Below are 19638 nucleotides of genomic sequence, written 5' to 3' on the forward strand. Positions count from 1 at the left end.
CCCATTTCGCTGCCAGCCCCGCTCACCATTACGTTGTGCTCTTCAGCAGCGCCATCAGCTTGTCGGTTGGTTGGAATGTCCCACGACGCAGATGCGGCGGCACGACCGCTTCTATGGCTTCGAGCTTTTCGGTTGGATCTCCGCGCGTATAGACTTCGGTGGTCGTCATCGTAGCATGGCCCAGCCACAGCGATACTTTCCGGATGTCTTGGGTCGCCTGCAGGATGATCATCGCGCAGGTGTGCCTGAGGACATGTGGCGAGACACGCTTTTTGGCGAGCCCTGGCTGTTGCCGTGCCGCGGCTGCGGTGTGCTGCTTGAGTAGATAGGCGAAGCCCCATCGGCTCAACGCTTCACCGCGTGCACTGACGAACACTTCGGGCGTCGCAACCTTTCCACGAATGGCGAGCCATGAGCGGAGTGCGGTGGCTGCCGGCTTCCACAGCGGCAGCGCTCGTTCCCGCCGTCCCTTGCCGACGACGCGTATGCTCATCGACGCCATGTCGATATTGTCGATTGTCAGGCCAGTAAGTTCCGAGACGCGCAACCCTGCACACACGGCGACATGCAACATTGCTCGGTCGCGGATGCCGTCGCGCGTTGCCGGGTCTGGAGCGTCGAGAAGCGCCTGCAGTTCCTCGCGTAGTAGATAGGGAACGAGACGCGTTTCGGTCTTCTTGAACGGGATCGCAAGCACGCGACGGACCTGATCGAGGGCCGCCGGCTGTCGGTATTCGAGGAAGCGGAAGAACGACTTGATGGCCGCCAAGCGAACGTTTCGCGTCACGGCGGCGTTATGACGATGGTCCTCAAGATGCTCGAGGAAGGCGCTGACCAAACCGGCATCGATCTGCTCCAGCATCAACCTGGATGGTCTGTTCTTGAGCCTTTCAGCCGCGAACTCGAACAGGAGCTGGAAACTCTGAGCGTAAGAATCGCAGGTGTGTCGGCTAGCGCCACGATGATGGACGAGTGTTTCGCGCAGGAACGCTTCGATGAGGGGAGCGATGGGTGTCATGCTCGCTTCCCCTCAGACATGAACGCATCGCTGGCCATGGCGATGTCGCGCACGAGGTCGGCGGTTGCCTCCAGATACCAATAGGTGGCGTAGATGTTGACGTGCCCCATGTACGTTGCGAGCGCGACCATATGCGCACCGCACCGATTTCGACCCGTCGGACTGTCTTGTAATGCCCGCACCGCGAATGTGTGCCGCAGATCATGCAGCCGCGGGCGGCGCGCCGACGATGGCCGGATGCCAGCTTTGCCAACCAGCCTGTCAAAGGTCTCTTTGACTGCGATGTAGCGCAGTGGCTGGCCATGTGCATCGGCGAACACAGAATCATCTCCCGAGCCGGGGCCGCGGCGCTGCAGGTAGCGTTGCAAGCCTGCCGCCGCCGTATCGTGCAGAGGCACAAGACGGGTCTTCCGGAACTTGGTCTCGCGGATCAGCAAACCGTCGCCCGATATGTCGGCGAACGTGAGCTTAAGGGCTTCTGAGATACGCAATCCTGTGGCTGCGAGTAGGGCTATTAGGGTCGCGTAAGTCAGCGGGCGCAGGCTCCCTTGAGGTCGAAGCTGGCCAGCGGTTTCGATCAGGCGAGCGATCTCCGTGCCCGAGTAAATGTGCGGTGGTCGGCGCCTTTTGCGGGCACCGAAGTGATTGCCCGGGGGCAATTCATGCCGCAAGTCTTCGATGCGGATATGGCGCGCGAAGCGGCAGACAGCTTTCAGCCGAGCGTCGCGCTGTGCAATTGACGGTCCCAGTGCGGCCCAATCGATGGCTGTTTGCGTTTGAACATACGCCTGTCCGCGCTCAGCCGCGAAGTCGGCGAAGCTTTTGAGCAGATACTCGGCATTCGACATCGCAAAGCCCGTGGTACGCCGCAGTGCGAGATAGGTCTCTATGGTCTTCAACATCAGAGCACCTCCGGCCATGGCTGCGCCACCTGTTTCAAAAGAGCGACATCGGCTTTGGCGTAGTGGGCCGTCGTGTCGATCCCACTATGTCGGAGGACCAGGCCGATCTTGTCGAGCGGTACCCCGTGGCGCAGCATCTCTGTTGCCGCGGTGTGGCGTAGGACGTGCGCGCCCTTGAACGGTGTCATGAGGCCAGCCCGCTTCATGACGCGCCTGACCACCGAAGAAACGGCGTCACCGTTCAAGAACGGGCGACTGGGCGCGATCGTGCTCAGGAACACGCGATCACTTCGGCAGAAAGACGGTCGGCATTCGAGATAGGCTGCGACCGCATCCCCGACGTCCTGGGGCAGCGGCAAGCGAACTTCATGGCTCGACTTACCCGTGACCCGCAGCGAACCCGCCTGCCACTCGATATCGATGAGGCGGAGCTGTGCCACGTCGCCGGCCCTCAGTCCGAGGCGAGCCAACAGCAGAACAATGGCGCGATCTCGCCTGCGCGCGCCGGCGTCTCCATCGCAGGCGGCAATCAAGCGACTGACCTGTTCGCTCGATAGATATCGCGGCATCTCGGCAAGCTGCCAATGGGCATAGGCCGGAACGGCATTGTCGAGGCCGGCGCGGCAGTGCCCTTGCGTGGCGAGGTAGCGCAAGAACGCCCGCAGGCTCGTAGTCATCTTCTCGATGGTGCCGCGCCCGCATGTGCTCACGCGCGTCATGAAATAGCAGCGAATATCGGCGGGACACCAATGTGTCGGCCCCGCTCCAAGTGCCGCCATGAAACTGATCGCGTTGCGCACATATAGCCCGATGGTCGCATCAGATACACCGCGATGCTTGCTGAGCCATGCTTTAAAGTCGGCGACCAACTGCGGTTCAGCAGGGCGCATCGCGGCGACTGCGGGCTTGCACACACCTATTTTCTCGAGGTGCCGACGAAAAAGCCTCGCACCGTAGATAGTGTGATGGTTGCGACGTCCTCCCTTGGCGCGCGGGCATCGGCACGTCCTCAAATGCAGTTCGAACGCTGCTAAATCGATATCGCTTACGCTGGCATCGCGCTCGGCCATGACGTGGCCAACGTGAGCTGCCGCTCGCAGATAGCGCACCGCCGTATCGGGTCCATAGCCCCGCCGTTCGAGCGAACCGGCAAAGCTATCTAGAAATGGTCCGCACGGCCCGCTGCGCAGATGCTCCAGCGTCTTCAACGAAGAAAAGTAGATCTCCAACATGTTTGTCCCCGCTCGTAATCGGCCGTCAGTGGCCGAGCAGACGGGGCACCACCGGCACCATGTTATGAAGAGTGAAAATCGACGATCCACGGGAAAATACTGGCGGTGCAGTCGCCAGCTCCCCATTACTGGATCTGCCCATAAGGCATGTAATGGGCGTTCCACATTACGTGCCGCAACCGACATTGCCCCAAATGCCAGGGCGCTGCGGCGCGCGACTGGCTGGCTGCGCGCGAGGCCGACCTGCTCCCGGTCGGCTACTTCCACGTCGTGTTCACGCTGCCCGCCGAGATCGCTGACATCGCCTGGCAGAACAAGGCGGTGGTCTACGACCTGCTGTTCAAGGCAGCGTCGGAAACGATGCTGACTATCGCGGCGGATCCGAAGCATCTCGGCGCGCGGATCGGGATCACCGCCGTGCTCCACACCTGGGGCTCGGCGATGACCCATCATCCGCACGTTCACATGATCGTGCCGGGAGGCGGCATTGCTCCCGATGGTGCCAGTTGGATATCGTCGCGTCCCGCCTTCCTGCTGCCGGTCCGGGTGCTGGGGGCATTGTTCCGCCGCCTGTTCCTGACCCGGTTGATCCAGTTGCACCAGGCCGGACGCCTTGCGTTCTTCGGCACGGCGGCCCCGCTCGCTGACCGCAGGACGTTCCTGCGCCACCTGTCGCCGGTCCGGAAGAAGCGCTGGGTGGTCTATGCCAAGCCGCCGTTCGCGGGACCGCAGGCCGTACTCGCCTACCTCTCGCGCTACACGCATCGCATTGCGATCTCGAACCGGCGGCTGATCGCGTTCGACGAAAGGGGCGTCACCTTCCGCTACAAGGACTACAAGCGCGACGGCCCGGAGCGCCAACGGGTCATGACCCTTGGGACCGACGAGTTTATCCGCCGCTTCCTGATCCATGTCCTGCCGCGCGGCTTCCACCGCATCCGCCACTATGGCCTGCTCGCCGGCTCTACCCGCAAATCCAGCCTGGCACGCGCCCGCGAACTGCTCCAGGTCGCTCCCGAACCGGCCAATGACAACATCGACGAGCCTGTCGACCATCGCCCGCCGTGCCCATGCTGCGGCGGCCACATGGTGATCATCGAGACCTTCGAACGCTGGCGCCAGCCACGGGCACCGCCGACAATGACGCCGCCAATCCGGGAACTCGCGCCATGATCCGGCATGGCCTGCAACTGTCCCATCCAGCGATCACCGCCTCGCTGGAAGCGCGAACACTCGCCTCCGTCGTCGGCCCCAATCGAAAATGCTGCGATGGAGCGCCGAAACGCCACTCCGGAACACGGACTCATCACGGAAAATGCGCGCGGCTCACGCAGCCCGCGCCGCTGCTACGTAGCGCCCGGCCGACAGCACAGACCCGCCCGAAGCCAAAATCCCCATAGCTCACGCCCAGACCCACCGCGGGTCGTACCTGTCCGGGTTTTAGTACGCCTGTCGGCGCCCGAAACCCTTCGACCTTCCGGACTTTAGCCAATGAACTCCATGAGCGGACATACATCCAGCCAGCAGAAGCATGCGTTCGCAGAAGAGGGGCTAGGGACACCGTGGAAGTTCGCTAGTTGCGCACGGACGGGGTGAGTCGCCGTGTTAATGATAAGGCTGGAGGCATTGTCAGGGCTAGGCCGCGATCGCCTTGTCAGGCTCGAATGCGATCAGGCTCCATGGCGCTGTCGTCATGCCGTCCGCGTCACGCCCAAGCTCGATTGTGACCAGCCGATCACCGTTGTACGCCGGGCTTAGTTCGAGCGCGAGGTAGTCGAACAGCGGCCGATCGTGCACTGCGATTATCACCTGCCGACCGTGCTGCTTCAGCGTGCGCAGCAGGGCAGCAAATTGAGCAATATGGACATCGTCCATGCTCTGCACCGGATCATCGATGATCAACCAGGGCAACGTGGCCGGCACTGACAGGTGCAGCGCTAGGAACAGCGTCAGCGCTGCCGTGTTGAGGTTGCCGGCACTCAGCATCGCCCTCGGATTGCCGCCCTTTCCGCCCGCGCGATAACGCGTTTCCAGCACTGCTTCGACTGGCTGTCCGGTGACTTCGGGCCATGCAAATGCTGGGACGAAGTCTTCATCGGGCGCAAGCCGAATGAACAGTTCGCGCCAGACGGCATTGAGCTCGTCGTTGAACACACGCCGCACCTCGGCGCTGCGCACGCCTTGCGCCTTGGCGATGAGATCTCGGGCGACACCAATCCGGCGGTCCACCTCTGCCAACAGACGCGTGGAAACTTGATGCTGCTTGAAGAGGCGAGAGCAGTTGTCTTCGGCCTCCTTAAGCTGCGTCCTGAGATCCGAGAGAATGGAGAGGGTTTGGATCGCCTCGTCGCACTTCTCCTTGTGGGCAGTCTCCGCCGCTTCCTGCCGGGCGATCTCAGCGATGAGATCATCGACGATGGCTTGCAGCGGGATGTCCTCCGCCGGCGGCGGCAGTGCGAGCCTTTCGGTATGTTTCGTCAGCTCCGCACGCAAACCCGCGACCGCCGACTGGGTGCTGTTCATTGACGCGAGTACCTGCGCGCTGTGCATCGCGGCTCTGGTGATCTGGGTGCCGGCCTGGGCCGCCTCGGAAAGCGCTTCCAAGCTATTCACCCATTCCGTGAGATTGGCGATCTCCAATTTTATGGCGTCACGGCGCTCTGCCGGCAGGCGCCGCGCCAGCAGGTCGGCCTCGCGCCGCTGGGCTGTGGCTACCGCCGTAGCCGTCGTGCCACGGTCGCGGACCAACGCTTCGACGCGGCCCGCCGCCGTCACCAAGCGAGCAACCTCCTGCGAAATGTGCTCGGCCAACGGCGTGGGCGAATACTCCGAATAGTCGCGCGCGCAAACCGGGCAGCGCTCGTTCTCGATATGGCTCGATATCGCCGTCAGCGCTTCGGCGAGCTCCCGGTTGGCACCTTGGGCGCTGGCAAGCTCACGATCGATTTGTTCTACCCGGCCCTCGCCTTGGCGAATTTCGACTTGGACATCAGCAAGCAATTCCGCATCTGCGCTGTCAGCCTTGCTGATCTTCTCGGAGCGGACGCCTGCAGCCCTCACCGCAGCCAGGGCGGCCGCGTGCGAGGCCGCGGGGTCTGCCGCCATCGGCGGCACATCGGGGAAGCTCGCTTGCACCGCGGTGACAAGGGTTTCGAGTTCCTTGCCTTGGCCGGACTGCCAAGCGGTCAGCGCCTCGCGAGCCGCGACATTCGCGGCTTCGGCGCGCGCGCGCGCGCCGCCAGCATCCGCCAACGAAGCTTCCTGAACTTGGCCACTGGCACCAGAGATATCGCGGCGAAGCCGGGCCAGCTCGGTGAGCCGCTTCTCACTGTGAGCGGCTAGCGTGGCCATTGACGTCTGCAAGGTGTCGATGTCGATGAGCGCGCCGTCCGAGGCTAAAGGCGCGGCCAACTCCCGCACCTTGGTATCCGCCGCGGTGAGCTTTTCGCGAATATCGACTTCGTGGAACTGCGCTTCCCGCAATTTTGCTTCAAGTTCTGGCGCGTCGCTTCTCGCCGACCAGAACAACGGCGAGACTTCGCGAAGGCGCCGAACGTCTCCCGCAGCATGGAGGCCCTCGATCAAGGCATCGAGCGCGTCAAGCCCGAGCAGCTCTTTGACGAAACGGGTTAGTGGGGAATCGGACCTGCGATTGTCCTGATGCTCGTAGATCTCCAGCAGCCGCCCCAAGGTCGCCTGAGCCAGATAGCAACGTTCGGTGTAAAAGCGCGTCCCTTCATCATCCAGTAGAGCCTCCCCGATGATTGCCTTGCCGTCGGCGATGAATGCGCCTTTGCCTTCTTCGCCAAAGCCGTCTGCCAATAGAGCAATGGACGCCTGTTTCTTGCTCGCACGCTTGTGCGGAAGGTGGGCCAAATAATGCTGATCCAACCGGGCCAGCGAGGGCACTGCGCCCGTCAGTGCTAGCTCAATCGCCGACAGCAGGCTGGTTTTGCCGGTGCCGTTCGGACCATGGACGAGCACGACAGGTGCATCGAGTGAGACATCGATCTGCCCGCGAATACTGCGGAAGTCCTCGACTAATAGCCGTTTAAGACGAGGTGGCATCGGTTCCCCCTTCGTCAGTAGGTTCGGTGGGCAAGAAGAGCTCGTCGATCGCCTCGGCCAAGTGGGTCGCCACGCTGTCCTTGCCCTGGGCTGCTAGCGCTACAAATTCCTGAACCAATGGGTCGGCCGGCTCGGCGAGCAGCGTCGCGATCGCCGCTTCGGCGCGGCCGGCATTGGTCTTGGGCGGCGTCAAGGGCAGCAATACTGCGAGCCAATTAGCCAGCGCACTCTCATCCGCCAACTCGCCGACGGCCAGCACCCGTGCATGCCGGGCTAGCGCGGTCAGCGCCGTTGAGTCCGGGCGGGGGCCTACCACGACCAGAGTCAGCGGCCGGCGTGAGCCCATCATGTCGAGCGCGCGCCCCACGCCTTCGATCGTCTGCTGCAGAGCGCCGGGCGTTTGCTGCAGTGTATCGCCGATGACGACCAAGTCGGGCGAAGGCGGCTTGCCGACAAAGGCCGCCAAGGCGCCGATCTCGAGGCCACCAATCTCCAGTGGTGTCGGCATGCGCCTGAACTGCGCGAGTTCCAACACCTCGGCGACCCGCTCAATCGGCGTCGTTGCGGTCACAAGCGGATCTCCGACTTGAAGCGCATGAACAATGCGTTGAGGTCAGTCGCACCGTCGCCCAAGGATGCCAGGCTGATCTCCCGACGGCCGCGAGGCAAGATACGGCCGGGCGCCGCCTTTGGATTGCGGGGTGCTGCCGGTGGAATCTCGTGGCTATGGACGATGATCGCATTGTCGTTTTCGGCCGCCCGGCCATCGGTGACAATACGATTTGCAGCTTGGGTATTCGCCGCGAAGAACACCTCGGCTGCTTGGACCTTGCCGACCACTCGGACGGCACCCGACTTCGGATTGGCCGGATCGCTGATCGAACAGGACCACGCGCCAGTCGCCTGCCCGTGGCCCAAGAGCGCCACGGCGAGCGCCAGCTGAGGGAGGCCCGAGCTGGGCAGGTTCGGATCGGCCAGCGACTTGGCCACGCAGTTGATCGACAGCGGTGTGTAGACGCCAGCCGCCGGTTCCAACGGTTTACCGTCGCGGAATAGGCTGATCGTGCGACCGGCGACCGGGAGCGCGTCCAGCATATAGTCCTCCTGACGGTTGGCGGCGGCGGCAAATGCGGCGCTGTCGCGCAAATCGCGAAGCGCCGCGCGAAGCTTCTCGATGTCGGGGCCGGGAAGGACGGGCGCTGCGATCGTCACGAATGCTTCGAGCTTGGCGCAGACTACGTGCAGCCACAATGCCGGCAGCAGCGATTGCCCGTATGACCGAAGTAGCGCTGAGGCCTCGATGGCCTCGGTCTTGGCGGCATAGTCGGTTTTGTAAAAGTTTTGCAGAAGGCTGACCTGATCCGGACCGACCGCGTTCTCCGACAGGACAACAGCTGGCGGATGGGTCGGAAAGGAAGTCGGTAGGTTCTCTTGCGCGGCGACAAAAATGGTCTGGATATTGGTGTCTTGCGTCGACAGACCGAGCATCAGGGTTGACTTGGAGATAGCAAGGTCGAGCAACTTGCCGGCAATGACCTTATTCTCGCCCTTCTTATCCCAGCCATGGATTTGTGACGCTCGCCCGACGATCTTTTCGCGGTAGACGGGGCCGCCCGTGCCTGCGAGCACGGCGCAACCATGAAACTTGTAAAGACGCGCTCTCGCGCTGTTGTCTTTCACGTCGTCGGGGAGAATGCGAACTTGCAGGAAACCCGGCGTGGCACCGGCGAGATGCTCGGTCGCCCGTTCGATCAGGGGATCCCAATTCGCGCTCGCCGTATCGGACGCGGTCCCCTCAGTGATAAGGGCGGCCAAGCCCAGGTGTTCTGGCCCTGGGGTGATCGCGGGATCGCCATAGCGGCCCACAACGTCGATCGCTGTCCAGACCAAGTAATCTGGATCCATGCCTTGCGGATGCTGATCGAGCATCCGCGCATAGGCACTTGTCAGATTCTTGCAGATGCGCTCGCGGTCGCGCCAGTCCGCCATGGGTTTCGCATAGTCGGCTTCTTTCCATTCATCGGCGGTCAGATTGATGAGGCCAAGAATGCGGTCCAGGCTGCGACGGAATATGCAGTTCGGATTGGTATGCTCGACCCTAGCTTGCAAATGCTCGAGGACAATCTGCACGACCCCTTCGAGACCGGGAAGTTTAGCGAGGGAAATGCCCGCGCCCAGCCACACGGCATACTGATCGTTGGCGACGCCTGCAGCGAACTCGGCAAAGTCGCTGTCGAGCAGTGCCAAAGTTTCTGCGATCGAAATATCCAGCGCAGCGTTTGCCACGGTCTACAATCCCAGTACATTGAGAAGTGGCAGGGCCGTATTGATTGCGGTCATTCGTGCGCCCCCTCTCGGTCATGTTTTCTCAGGCCACTGCAAGATTGCAAGCCATTTGCGCGGCAAGCGTTTTATTGTGGGAGGTTTATCTCATTCCACTCATGAATGAACGGCGGCCATTGGGCTGCGAGAGATTGCAGTCGAATGTCGCTGTGTTGGCGAGATCTGACGCCCACTCCACTTTTTTCAAGGCTTTCTCGGGTGGAGCTTCGGCAGGGCCTCGGCAGCCAGCCCGATCAGGATGCCGACGGTCACCGACTTGCCGACCAGCCACCAGTCGCCGTAGATCAGAGCCAGGACGACGCCGACGACCACGCCGATGGTGAAGCCGCCGCCGATTGCCGTCGTGCGCCCTTCGCGTCCCATCAGGAAGAACGCAATCGCCGCCGCGATTCCCAGAATCCACCACATATCGATCACCCCTATCCGAGTGAAGCAATCTGGCGCCGCATTCGGCTCGGCGCAAGTCAGCAATAGACCGCCGCCTCCAGCGCGTTGCGCGGTCTTGAACGAACGGCAGGATTCAGGGACCGTGCTCACCGCCTCAAATGTCCGACTTCGGGGCGAAAACCTCAGTCCTCTTGCCGAAGCCTTGCGCTTCTAATTAATGTGATCAGCCGCAAAAGAAACGTTCATCTCGATGAGGTAGATTGGGTATATCGCACCGAAAACGAAGCAACCTGCCGACAGGCTCATTAGCCCCACCCGCAGCCATTTCAAGCGCCTGCGCCAAACCCAGTATTCTTCGGCTTCAGAATCCTCATTATTTGCAAGGGCCAAATAGTGGTCCCTTTCACGATTTGCTTCGTCTGCAAGCGATCGCGGAGATGCAATTACTAGGGGCATACGCTTAATAGCCTCGTTCAAAGACTCCCGATTGTGAGCCGCGGCATAATGACCCGCCGCATTCTGAAGCTCAAATGCCAGTGCCAGGATCGAGGGGGCCGCGAGAATTATTGCCGCTACGAATGCCGCAATTGCAGGTGCAAGTAAGCGCAGAGCGTGATCAGGGTTGGGTAAGTTGGCAGCAAAAGAAAGAAGTGCGACGGCACCACCGGCGGAACCCACGCCGAGCCAAGTCGCCCATTGCCGTCTGGCAGTCGCAGCTTCGTTACGCAAGCTCGCCACCAATTCCACCGAGGGGGAATGGTCTTCCTGGATCATAAACATGTCCGTGTTCGGATTGGAACAATCATACTTACAGCACCGGAATTCAGCTTGGCTAGCCAGTAGGCTGCCTAAAATTGGTTGGTACGATGGGTGCTGGATAATCGGCAACTCAAGCGCACGCCCGACTGCTTCTGGAAATAGCAGACATTTGTCGAGCACGTGGTCAACGGAAGAAATGTCTCAAGTTCGGTAGCTCGTTACCGCACGCCAGTTCAATGAACGAAGGGCATGTTTTAGGAAGCCGTTTCGGGCGGTCGAATGTCCGCAATGTCGGCGCGAGCCGACACCAGTGCCGGAAGCCGGGAACGTCAGCTATCCTAAAATTGTTGCTCCGAAGCCGACCGTCGCGAAGGTCCCACTTGCCGTCGTTAACGGGTTCCCTTGAAGGCCTGGTCTGAAGATCTGAAATCCGGGCTCGTCGGTGGCGAACCGCCTTCAAAGGCAGAGCAACGCCCCCGCTTCCAATGCGCTGATCCTTGGTCCTGCCGATGGCCTGACGCCATCAACCCGTTAAGGGTCCGCTACGCGAGGCGTGCGGCCTTGAGGCTGCGCCTCCGCGGTGATTGCGGCCACCGCCCGGACGCATCGGGCGCCTGTCGCGCGGAGGAACGTTCCTTCGCCTCAGAGCAGGAGCCGCAGCAATGTCCCTCGATCAAGCCCAGGCCTTCGCATTCAGTCTTTCACGCTCCCTCATGACTGTGATCGTCATCTTTCGCGCCGGAGACGGCACACATGCCGTGGTTCCATCAAATGAGTTTGAGGGTGACGCTGACATCGTTGCCGAAATCGATCCCTTCGACTTCTGACGAGGCGTCCAGACTCTCGGGAGCGACGGTAGGCTCGATTTTTTCCTCCACCAAATCAATGCTTTCGCTTATGCTACCCATGTGCGCCGAGGTGGTGGTGGATGGCGCGACCGTTGGAAATGTCCTTACGGAGCGCACCATCATGATCATCCTTGCCATCTTTGCATCGATTGCAGTCATCAGCATCCTGTGCTGGCTGATGTTCAGCCTAGCCGTTTATGCTTTGCCGGTATCCCTTGGCGTGAGCGCCGGAATGCTGGCACATAATTCTGGTATCGGCACCCTGAGTGCCATCTTGATTGGCCTCATGAGCGCAGGCTTAACTCTGTTCGTCATGCAGTTTCTTCTGCTCGTTCTATCTTCGGCCTATCTTCGGCTAATTGTCTTGACCGCTTTCGTCATGCCTGCAGCGATTGCAGGATATTGCGCGACCTATGGCATCGTGGAGCACTTCGTGGCACCGCCGTTCTGGCAGACCGCCATTTCGCTGATTGGTGGGGCCGCGGTCTGCGCCACAGCCTTCGTCGGCTTCACGGATATGGTCGCAGGCCAGATCGCCGGATCGGGCGGACATCCGGACTCGTAGTTATCGAAGATCAGGGCCGGTACGATTATAGTCAGATCTAGCGCGCCAGCGTGGTCGTCCGGTCATGAAAATCGGGGACATCTGCACAATTCCAGCATTGAAGGGCCGGAGCACGCGATCAAGGATCTCGGTCGAACCCCTGACGGCAATTTCAGGCGCAGATCTGAATTCCACAATGGAGGGCCGCAGATCACCGTAGGGATGTCGGGCCGGAATGAAGGGGCACCCCGTCGGCCGGTGTCATGTAGGCTGTACGGGTACCCAAGGTGGCGATGTCTAATGATCGGATGCGTAAGGCCACGTTCTCCCTGGATTGGCTGAAGCACCGAACCGCTCACAAGCGGCCTCGTCAATGGCTGATCTGGCCGAAGACCGGCTGACGCCTCGATCGCCTGAGGCGCAACAGCGGCGTTGCAACTTTCATCCCCTGGGCTTGCGCCCATTCCTCGCGAGGCAAGAAAGTTGCGCCTTTGCTGTCAGGCCCTGACGGGTGCGCCGTCGATCGCCTCCGGCCCGTCACATGCCATCGAGGCCGCAATGGTGCGGGCTCGAAGCACAAACATCCAGGAGTAATGACATGGCTACCATCGGCACCTTCAAGACGACCGGCACCAACGAGTTCACCGGCGAAATCATCACCCTCAGCGTCCAGGCCAAGGGCGTGCGCATCGTTCCGGAGGGTAAGCCCAACGGCGACAACGCCCCCAGCCACCGGGTCTTCGTCGGTCGCGCGGAAATCGGTGCCGCCTGGACCAAGCGTTCGAACGAAGGTCGCGAATACCTGGGCCTCAAGCTCGACGATCCCAGCTTCACGGCTCCGATCTTCGCCAACCTGTTCGACGATGAGGACGGTGAGAGCTACAGCCTGATCTGGTCCCGCCCGAGCCGTCGCAACAGCGATTGAGGCCGGGTGAAAGCCCCGCCCGGATGATCCGGGCGGGGCATTTCAATGTTTGCAAAGACAGTCTTGATGGAAAGGGCGAACCCACAACCGGACTGAAATTTGCCCAAAGATGGGAATGTCCTGCCGGAATCTTGGAATACACCAGGGCACGCCAGAAGGCGAAGCTGCAGGCTCGATCACGCGGGAGCGAGCATGGCGCAAGGCAGCGGGCAGGGGACTGGTCTTCGTGATCTCGACTTCGCCGGCTTCGCACAGGAATTTCTTCGCCGCAATCCCGCCTACGTATGCGATTATCAGAAGGTCATGCGGGTCCGGACTGCTCCAGGCGCACATGTTGCAATGGAGGAGATGGCCCACCCTTGGGGCCTGAGCTTTTCCCTGTGCACCGCTGGTTTGCGCTGATCGCGAGCCGGCCCTGTGGCGTCCGGACCTTCTCCCCTCGACCGTTATACTGGACGCTGCACCTGCGGGGGCCGGGAACGCTCCTCCACTCGCCCCCGATCATTGGCCGCATGTTCTCAATGACCGTTTGTTGTCGGATGGCCGGCACCTTGTTCTTGGCGATGAGGGAGGATCCCACAGTCTGTGGCTGCGCGAAACGGACCCCGGCAAGCCGCTAGCCTATGTCGTTCCACGTGATGACGGAATAGAACTGCGCAGCCGTGCGACACAGCGATTGGAGCAGCGCTTGTCGGGCGTCCCACCGGATCGATGTCCCGGTCAATTTCGCCCCACGCACTTTCAGGCGCGGCGCCTGACACTGCTTCTTGGCATCCTCGACATGCTGCATGGGGAAAGGCAATCACGGCCCAGCACCCATGATATTGCACGCCAATTGGTCTACCCACGCCTGGCAATTGGTCGCGGCGCCGAATGGAAGGCATCGTCTGAACGCCGCCGCACCCAGCGTCTCATCGAGGAAGCGCTATCCTTCATGAACGGGCGCTATCGCTCCTTGCTGAAGGGCAAGCTCGCCGGTGCGACAAAAACCTTCGGCCCCAAATAGCCGCTCCCCCGAGCCGAACAAACTTCGCGAATGTGCGCCAGTCCGTTCCACACCGCCCTGCAACGGGTCGGCCACGCCCGGGAGTACTTTCATGACCCAAACTGCCGCCAACTCCGGCCTGCGTTTCCTTCGGACACCCGATGCTGCGAAGCTGCTCGGGCTGTCGCCTCGCACTCTCGAAAAGCACCGTTGCTACGGTACTGGTCCCGTCTACCGCCGGCTTGGCGGCCGGGTGGTCTACGCGCTCGAGGATATCGAAGCCTGGGCCGCCCTTGGCACGCGTCGCTCCACCTCGGACCCGGGTGTCGGTACCGTTCACCCTGCCAGGCGCCGGACGGCTGAAAGGTGACACGCGTGGGCGCTTCAACCAACCCGCGTTCGCTTGCTGGCATAGGCAAGCAACTCGCGCTGTTCCGACCGGGGCCTTCGACAATCGCACCGCGTGATGCGCAGGATCTCATGACCTGGCCGTTCTTCAGTCTGGCCAAGTCCAGGCGGGTAACACCGATCGACTTCCGGATGGGCGGGACCTGGATTTCCGTCGAAGCCGTGCCCGAACACGGCATGGCGACGATCTGGGACGCCGACATTCTGATCTGGGCGGCGAGCCAATTGATCGAGGCGCGCAATGCCGGGCGACCGACTTCGCGCATCATGGCGGCAACACCGCATGCCATTTTGACGTATATCGGCCGCGGAACCGGTCGCGACAATTATGACCGATTGAAGGCGGCGTTCGATCGCCTGCAGTCGACTACGGTGGCGACGTCGATCCGCCAGCAGCATCAGCGACGGCGTCACCGATTCTCCTGGATCAACGAATGGCAGGAGCAGCTCGATCTGAACGGCAAGCCGCTCGGTCTGCAAATGATCCTGCCCGATTGGTTCTATGCAGGCGTGCTAGAGAGGGGGCTCGTCCTGTCGATCGACCGGGCCTATTTTGGCCTGACGGGAGGGCTGGAGCGCTGGCTTTATCGCGTCGTGCGCAAGCATGGCGGTCGCCAATCCCACGGGTGGAGCTTCGACTTCGAGCACCTCTACCTGAAATCCGGCAGCCTGTCGCCGATGAAGCGGTTCGCGTTCGAACTGCGAGCCATCGTCGAACGTCAATCGCTTCCCGGCTACGTCCTGTCGATCGACAAGGCGTTCCGGCGTGAGCGTCTGAGCTTTGTTCCCGCACCGGTCGATTCCTTCGAAGCTGCCGTGCGGCGCCTCAATCTCCCGGCCTGTGGATAAGCGCCATGGGACTCGTCCTATCAGGAACCGTCGGACTCGTCCTATCGGGAACCCGAGACTCGTCCTATCAGGAACCGCAGGGGTGCGAAGAGCCGCAGAATTCTGCGGCAAATGGAGGCCCCTCTAACTATCCTAACATTACAGAATCCTACGGATTCTTTCTAACCGTCTGCGCGCCTGTGGATTTCGCGGTGGTCTGCGCATCCTTGGGAGACTGCGCATGACGGGCCGAGTGACTGGCGATACCGACTTCACGCCGTTTGCCCGCGCGCTTGCCAAGCAGGCGCTCACCGAGGTGCAATTGACCTGGATCGAGAAGCGCTACGAGCAATGGCTGCGCTTCGGGCGCGTCGCCGGTGAGCAGATCGTGAGCCGCCATACCTGCATCAAGCGCTTCAGGCCCGGCGCGGTCTTTGCGCTCATGCGCTGGATCGCCAACAACTATGGAACGGTTCACTCGCGCATCGATATCGTGCAGGCGCTCGCGCGCGGCGAGGCCTTCACCACAGTGCCCTTCGTGCGCCCCGGCGGCGCGCTTCTGCTCAGCGTGACCGGTTGGCCAAAGGTCGAGAAGGTCCTGCGCGCAATCGACGCGGTGGAAGCCGCTGGCGTCGATCCATGCGATGCATCGCCTGATCATTGGCGTCATGTCTCGGCAAGGATTGCGGTCGGCGCGCAGCCTCGCCTTTACGGGAAGGATCGGCACGAGGCCTGGCTCAAGCGCACGGCTCTCGGCCTATGACACGCCGCCGATACTTCATTCTGACGCTTTTCCTTGCCGGTGGATTAGGGGGCGGCTTCGCGACTGTCGCGTGGCTCGATCCGCGTCCTTGCCTCATCTGGAATGCGAGCGCCAGCGCGCCCATCGGCCTTTATCGCCTGCAGGTCGGCAATCAGGTCGCACGCGGCGACCTGGTCGCGATCATGCCGCCTCGTGATCTCGCACAGCAGATGGCCAAGCGGCGCTACCTGGCAAACGGCGTGCCCATGTTGAAGCGCATCGCGGCGCTGCCTGGGCAGACGGTGTGCCGACACGGTGAAAATGTCAGCATCGATGCCGTGCCCGTTGCCGTTGCTCATCCGCGCGATCGAAGCGGTCGGCCCCTGCCGGTGTGGCGCGAATGCCGTTTGGTTCCGCCCCATTCGCTGTTCGTGATCAACGCCGCGCCCGACAGCTTCGACAGCCGCTATTTCGGGCCGATCCCGAACGCCGGCCTCATTGGCCGCGCGCAACCTCTCTTCACCCGCGACGCCCCCGACAAGCCACTTGTCTGGCGTGGGCTCGGCCATTCGACCGCTTCTCCAACCGCCACCAAGGATCACGCCCCATGCAGATAGGTCGATTCCGCAAAACCGCCGACGGCTTTGAAGGCCGCATCACATCGGTCATGATCGATGTTTCGGTTTGTCTGGTTCCTGCGCCGGACACGGGCGCGGAAAACGCACCGCAGTGGCGTGTGCTCTGCGGGAATTCTGAATCCGGCGTCGAAATTGGCGCAGGCTGGGATCGCACCGGCGAGCGCGCAGGCGCCTACATCGCCTTGCAGCTCGACGATCCGCAATTTGCACATCCCCTGCGCGCCAACCTGCTGCGATCGGGGCAAGCCGCCGGTGAACATGTCCTGCTCTGGTCGCGGCCAGCCTCACACGAAAGCCGCTAAGCCCATGCACAAGTCGTTTTCGGGCATGCGAGCCTGCGCAGCATGGCTGTCGGCGACAGCTTGTCTTGCCGGTGCATCGTTGTGCGCAGAGCCGCAACTGGTCCGGGCGCAGGACAGCCGCGAAGCTGGCGATGGCAGACCCGCTCCCGATGTGGCCCCGGTGCAGCCTAACGCATCCGCCGTTGCCGAAGCCTCGCGCCGCTTCGCCATTCCGACGAGCTGGATCCGTGCGGTCATGCACACCGAGAGCCGGGGCAATCCGCGCGCCATCTCTCCGACAGGCGCCATGGGGCTGATGCAGATTATGCCCGGCACCTGGGCCAAACTGACGGCGCGATTCGATCTTGGTTCCGATCCCTTCGATGCGCGCGCCAGCATCCATGCCGGCGCCGCTTACTTGCGCATGATGCTCGATCGGTACGGTGATCTCGGCACAACACTGGCCGCATACAATGCCGGTCCGGGACGCGTTGACGCCTACCTGGCAGGACGTCGTCCGCTACCCCGCGAGACTGTCGCCTACGTCGCCGACACCACCCGCATGATCAGCGGGCAGGGCGTTTCACGGGCTGCACTGCATCATGCCGCAATGTCGATTTCCTGGCGCAGTTCGACGCTGTTCGCGACGCAAACCCAAGTGCCTGTTTTCGTTGAAAACGCAACAACAGGCGCTGCATTTCCCCTTTCGAACCCGCTCTTCATTCCTCTTTCCGGAAAACGTCGGCCATGACGTCTTATGGCGCTTTCTGGTGGCCCATGGCGAGGCGTGGCGGGCTGCAAGTCGGGATTGGGCTCGTTGCGGAAGTGGGCAGGGGCGTATCGCGAGATAAAAGGGCGGCCAGCTACGCGGCCTCATGTGGTTGGTTTTGGGGGCTTTTCGCGTATGGCCCAGGGCATATCCAGCCATACGGCCTTGATGAAATCCATTGTCTTTCAATCACTTGCCATATGGCCGCGGTGTGATGGCAAGTGACGACCATCATTTTCGGCCGCGGCCAGGGCCGAGCCGGGACAGGGGAAGCGGCTCGGCGGGCAGGGGCAAGCGCCTTGCCGCGCAGGTCCGCCGTGCGAGTGCGCGGGCCGGATATACACAACTCGCAAGGAAGCCGCGCAAAGGCGCCGGGAGCCGCGCGCGGGGACGCCGCGCGCTGGCCCGGGTGCGGCTGCGTGCCGATGCTCGCCGCGTTGTCGTCAAGGCCCGCGTTGTCCGGCACAAGGGCGTGCGGTTCCGCGCGGCGCCACTCAGTCGCCATATCACGTATCTCGAACGCGAAGGTGTCACCCAGGATGGCCGAGACGCCTCGATGTTCGATGCCGGCAGTGACGAAGCTGACCGCGATGCTTTCGCCGAGCGATGCGAAGACGACCGGCATCACTTCCGCTTCATCGTCAGTCCCGAGGATGCCGCGCAAATGGATGACCTGCGCGCGTTCACGCGCGAGTTGATGCGCGACATGGCCCGCGATCTCGACACCGATCTCGACTGGGTCGCGCTCGACCACTGGAATACCGACAATCCGCATATCCATGTCCTGGTGCGCGGCGTGACCGACACCGGCGAGGATCTCGTCATCGACAAGGGCTACATTAGCTTCGGTCTGCGTGCCCGCGCAGAGGAGCGGGTGACCTTGGAACTGGGGCCGCGCAGCGAACGCGAAATCCGCACCGCGCTGGAGCGCGAAGTCGATGCCGAAAGCTGGACCAGCCTCGATCGCCAGTTGCAGCGCCTGGCAGACGAAGCGGGCGGCCTTATCGATCTGCGCCCCGGCGGGCAACTGGACGGGGAAAGGCAACGCCTTCTTGTCGGCCGCGCTGCTCGGCTTGAACACATGGGGCTAGCGGTCAATGAAGGCGGCGGGCTGTGGTCGATCGAGCCGGGCGCTGAAGCGACTTTGCGCGATCTTTCCATCCGCACCGACATCATCAAGACCATGCACAGGGCAATGTCCCGCGACGGTGGCCGGTTCGATCTCTCCGCCCTGTCGTTGCATGACGAGGCGCCGAGCGATCCGATCATTGGCAGGTTGGTCGAACGCGGACTCCATGATGAACTGACCGGCAGCGCCTACGCCGTTATCGACGGCGCAGACGGACATACCCATCATTTGCGCTTCGAGGACATCGACATGACCGGCGATGCACTGCCAGGCGCGATCGTCGAAGTCAGATCATGGGACGATCTCAAGGGACGAACGCGCCTCTCACTGGCAACGCGCTCCGACCTCGCACTCGACAAGCAGGTCGGGGCATCAGGTGCTACCTGGCTCGATCGGCAACTCTTGTCGCGTGAACCGGCAGCGAGTGGCAGCGGCTTTGGGCTGGATGTGCGTGCGGCGATGGAAGCGCGCGGGGCACATCTTGAATCTCTGGGTCTGGCCCGGCGGCAGGGCCAGCGGCTCCTTTTCGCCAGCGACCTTATCGAGACCCTGCGCGCACGCGAACTCAGCGATATGGCCCAGGCCATCGCTGTGCGGACAGGGCTCGAGCACAAGCCGGCAGGTGTCGGGGAACATGTTAGCGGCATCTACCGCGAGCGTGTGACGCTTTCCTCGGGTCGTTTCGCCATGATCGACGAGGGGATCAGCTTCCAGCTCGTTCCCTGGCGGCCCGCCCTCGAAAAACATCTGGGTACCCAGATCACGGGCACTCTCATGCCTGGCGGCGGTGTCGACTGGTCATTGGGACGCAGCAGGGGACTGGGTCTGTGAT

The 19638-nt window shown here is 62.1% G+C and carries 20 protein-coding genes and 1 pseudogene; 12 read left to right on the top strand and 9 right to left on the bottom strand.

Annotated features, from left to right (window positions below):
* Positions 1-28 precede the first annotated feature (28 nt).
* Genes SPHV1_RS21045 through SPHV1_RS21055 form a run of 3 tightly spaced genes read right to left on the bottom strand, consistent with a single transcriptional unit; the run spans position 29 to position 3152 of the window.
* Positions 29-1018: a tyrosine-type recombinase/integrase gene (locus tag SPHV1_RS21045; RefSeq protein WP_054947955.1), complete on the bottom strand. Its 990-nt coding sequence runs from the start codon at positions 1016-1018 to the stop codon at positions 29-31.
* On the bottom strand, positions 1015-1920 hold the full coding sequence (locus SPHV1_RS21050) for a tyrosine-type recombinase/integrase (protein ID WP_054947985.1): 906 nt from the start codon (positions 1918-1920) through the stop codon (positions 1015-1017). The genes SPHV1_RS21045 and SPHV1_RS21050 overlap by 4 nt, the downstream gene beginning before the upstream one ends.
* On the bottom strand, positions 1920-3152 hold the full coding sequence (locus SPHV1_RS21055; protein ID WP_231634796.1) for a tyrosine-type recombinase/integrase: 1233 nt from the start codon (positions 3150-3152) through the stop codon (positions 1920-1922). Before SPHV1_RS21055 ends, SPHV1_RS21050 begins: the two co-directional genes overlap by 1 nt.
* Positions 3153-3320: 168 nt before the next feature.
* On the opposite strand from SPHV1_RS21055, the pseudogene SPHV1_RS21060 reads away from it, so the two are divergent.
* A pseudogene (locus SPHV1_RS21060) lies at positions 3321-4325 on the top strand (IS91 family transposase); the annotation flags it as partial.
* 462 nt (positions 4326-4787) lie between these two features.
* Here the strand turns inward: SPHV1_RS21060 and SPHV1_RS21065 are convergent.
* The 6 genes from SPHV1_RS21065 to SPHV1_RS25155 form a co-directional block, all read right to left on the bottom strand.
* Entirely contained in the window at positions 4788-7220 is a 2433-nt protein-coding gene (locus SPHV1_RS21065) for an AAA family ATPase (RefSeq protein ID WP_054947957.1), read from the bottom strand.
* The gene (locus SPHV1_RS21070) at positions 7204-7791 is read right to left on the bottom strand and encodes a hypothetical protein (protein WP_054947958.1); all 588 of its coding nucleotides are present in this window, start codon (positions 7789-7791) and stop codon (positions 7204-7206) included. The genes SPHV1_RS21065 and SPHV1_RS21070 overlap by 17 nt, the downstream gene beginning before the upstream one ends.
* Positions 7788-9506, bottom strand: a complete 1719-nt coding sequence (locus SPHV1_RS21075) for an SIR2 family protein (RefSeq protein ID WP_054947959.1) — start codon at positions 9504-9506, stop codon at positions 7788-7790. Before SPHV1_RS21075 ends, SPHV1_RS21070 begins: the two co-directional genes overlap by 4 nt.
* Before the next feature lie 240 nt (positions 9507-9746).
* A complete protein-coding gene (locus tag SPHV1_RS21080; protein WP_054947960.1) occupies positions 9747-9971 on the bottom strand; it encodes a hypothetical protein in 225 nt (74 codons plus the stop codon).
* A 189-nt stretch (positions 9972-10160) separates the two neighbouring features.
* A complete protein-coding gene (locus SPHV1_RS21085; protein WP_156367415.1) occupies positions 10161-10724 on the bottom strand; it encodes a hypothetical protein in 564 nt (187 codons plus the stop codon).
* A gap of 752 nt (positions 10725-11476) precedes the next feature.
* Entirely contained in the window at positions 11477-11686 is a 210-nt protein-coding gene (locus SPHV1_RS25155; protein WP_156367416.1) for a hypothetical protein, read from the bottom strand.
* Here SPHV1_RS25155 and SPHV1_RS21090 point away from each other — a divergent pair.
* The 11 genes from SPHV1_RS21090 (at position 11679) to SPHV1_RS21140 (ending at position 19637) form a co-directional block, all read left to right on the top strand.
* Positions 11679-12122 (top strand): hypothetical protein, encoded by a 444-nt coding sequence (locus SPHV1_RS21090; RefSeq protein WP_054947986.1) that lies wholly within the window; start codon positions 11679-11681, stop codon positions 12120-12122. The two genes, SPHV1_RS25155 and SPHV1_RS21090, sit on opposite strands and share 8 nt — an antisense overlap.
* A gap of 577 nt (positions 12123-12699) precedes the next feature.
* A complete protein-coding gene (locus SPHV1_RS21095; RefSeq protein ID WP_054947962.1) occupies positions 12700-13026 on the top strand; it encodes a DUF736 domain-containing protein in 327 nt (108 codons plus the stop codon).
* A gap of 192 nt (positions 13027-13218) precedes the next feature.
* Positions 13219-13428 (top strand): transcriptional regulator domain-containing protein, encoded by a 210-nt coding sequence (locus tag SPHV1_RS21100; protein ID WP_054947963.1) that lies wholly within the window; start codon positions 13219-13221, stop codon positions 13426-13428.
* A gap of 130 nt (positions 13429-13558) precedes the next feature.
* Positions 13559-14032, top strand: coding sequence for a DUF2285 domain-containing protein (locus tag SPHV1_RS21105; RefSeq protein ID WP_054947964.1), 474 nt, complete (start codon positions 13559-13561; stop codon positions 14030-14032).
* Between the two features lie 91 nt (positions 14033-14123).
* Positions 14124-14381, top strand: a complete 258-nt coding sequence (locus SPHV1_RS21110) for an AlpA family transcriptional regulator (protein WP_054947965.1) — start codon at positions 14124-14126, stop codon at positions 14379-14381.
* 5 nt (positions 14382-14386) lie between these two features.
* Positions 14387-15268, top strand: a complete 882-nt coding sequence (locus SPHV1_RS21115; protein WP_054947966.1) for a replication initiator protein A — start codon at positions 14387-14389, stop codon at positions 15266-15268.
* 220 nt (positions 15269-15488) lie between these two features.
* Positions 15489-16010: a DUF2840 domain-containing protein gene (locus SPHV1_RS21120; protein WP_054947967.1), complete on the top strand. Its 522-nt coding sequence runs from the start codon at positions 15489-15491 to the stop codon at positions 16008-16010.
* Positions 16007-16606 carry a conjugative transfer signal peptidase TraF gene (gene traF / locus SPHV1_RS21125; RefSeq protein ID WP_054947968.1) on the top strand — a complete coding sequence of 200 codons (600 nt, stop codon included), beginning with the start codon at positions 16007-16009 and terminating at the stop codon, positions 16604-16606. Before SPHV1_RS21120 ends, traF begins: the two co-directional genes overlap by 4 nt.
* Entirely contained in the window at positions 16597-16929 is a 333-nt protein-coding gene (locus SPHV1_RS21130; protein WP_054947969.1) for a DUF736 domain-containing protein, read from the top strand. The genes traF and SPHV1_RS21130 overlap by 10 nt, the downstream gene beginning before the upstream one ends.
* A 4-nt stretch (positions 16930-16933) precedes the next feature.
* Positions 16934-17659 carry a lytic transglycosylase domain-containing protein gene (locus SPHV1_RS21135; RefSeq protein WP_231634797.1) on the top strand — a complete coding sequence of 242 codons (726 nt, stop codon included), beginning with the start codon at positions 16934-16936 and terminating at the stop codon, positions 17657-17659.
* Between the two features lie 232 nt (positions 17660-17891).
* Positions 17892-19637, top strand: a complete 1746-nt coding sequence (locus SPHV1_RS21140) for a DUF3363 domain-containing protein (RefSeq protein WP_054947970.1) — start codon at positions 17892-17894, stop codon at positions 19635-19637.
* The last annotated feature ends 1 nt before the right edge of the window (position 19638 follow it).

The organism is Novosphingobium sp. KN65.2 (genome assembly GCF_001368935.1).
Lineage (GTDB): Bacteria > Pseudomonadota > Alphaproteobacteria > Sphingomonadales > Sphingomonadaceae > Novosphingobium > Novosphingobium mathurense.

Coding starts and splice junctions, on each gene's coding strand:
- traF (WP_054947968.1), top strand. CDS start 16,007: ATGACACGCCGCCGATACTTCATTCTGACGCTTTTCCTTGCCGGTGGA.
- SPHV1_RS21095 (WP_054947962.1), top strand. CDS start 12,700: ATGGCTACCATCGGCACCTTCAAGACGACCGGCACCAACGAGTTCACC.
- SPHV1_RS25155 (WP_156367416.1), bottom strand. CDS start 11,686: ATGATCATGATGGTGCGCTCCGTAAGGACATTTCCAACGGTCGCGCCA.
- SPHV1_RS21120 (WP_054947967.1), top strand. CDS start 15,489: ATGACGGGCCGAGTGACTGGCGATACCGACTTCACGCCGTTTGCCCGC.
- SPHV1_RS21065 (WP_054947957.1), bottom strand. CDS start 7,220: ATGCCACCTCGTCTTAAACGGCTATTAGTCGAGGACTTCCGCAGTATT.
- SPHV1_RS21130 (WP_054947969.1), top strand. CDS start 16,597: ATGCAGATAGGTCGATTCCGCAAAACCGCCGACGGCTTTGAAGGCCGC.
- SPHV1_RS21050 (WP_054947985.1), bottom strand. CDS start 1,920: ATGTTGAAGACCATAGAGACCTATCTCGCACTGCGGCGTACCACGGGC.
- SPHV1_RS21080 (WP_054947960.1), bottom strand. CDS start 9,971: ATGTGGTGGATTCTGGGAATCGCGGCGGCGATTGCGTTCTTCCTGATG.
- SPHV1_RS21135 (WP_231634797.1), top strand. CDS start 16,934: ATGCACAAGTCGTTTTCGGGCATGCGAGCCTGCGCAGCATGGCTGTCG.
- SPHV1_RS21055 (WP_231634796.1), bottom strand. CDS start 3,152: ATGTTGGAGATCTACTTTTCTTCGTTGAAGACGCTGGAGCATCTGCGC.
- SPHV1_RS21140 (WP_054947970.1), top strand. CDS start 17,892: ATGGCAAGTGACGACCATCATTTTCGGCCGCGGCCAGGGCCGAGCCGG.
- SPHV1_RS21090 (WP_054947986.1), top strand. CDS start 11,679: ATGATCATCCTTGCCATCTTTGCATCGATTGCAGTCATCAGCATCCTG.
- SPHV1_RS21045 (WP_054947955.1), bottom strand. CDS start 1,018: ATGACACCCATCGCTCCCCTCATCGAAGCGTTCCTGCGCGAAACACTC.
- SPHV1_RS21100 (WP_054947963.1), top strand. CDS start 13,219: ATGGCGCAAGGCAGCGGGCAGGGGACTGGTCTTCGTGATCTCGACTTC.
- SPHV1_RS21085 (WP_156367415.1), bottom strand. CDS start 10,724: ATGATCCAGGAAGACCATTCCCCCTCGGTGGAATTGGTGGCGAGCTTG.
- SPHV1_RS21110 (WP_054947965.1), top strand. CDS start 14,124: ATGACCCAAACTGCCGCCAACTCCGGCCTGCGTTTCCTTCGGACACCC.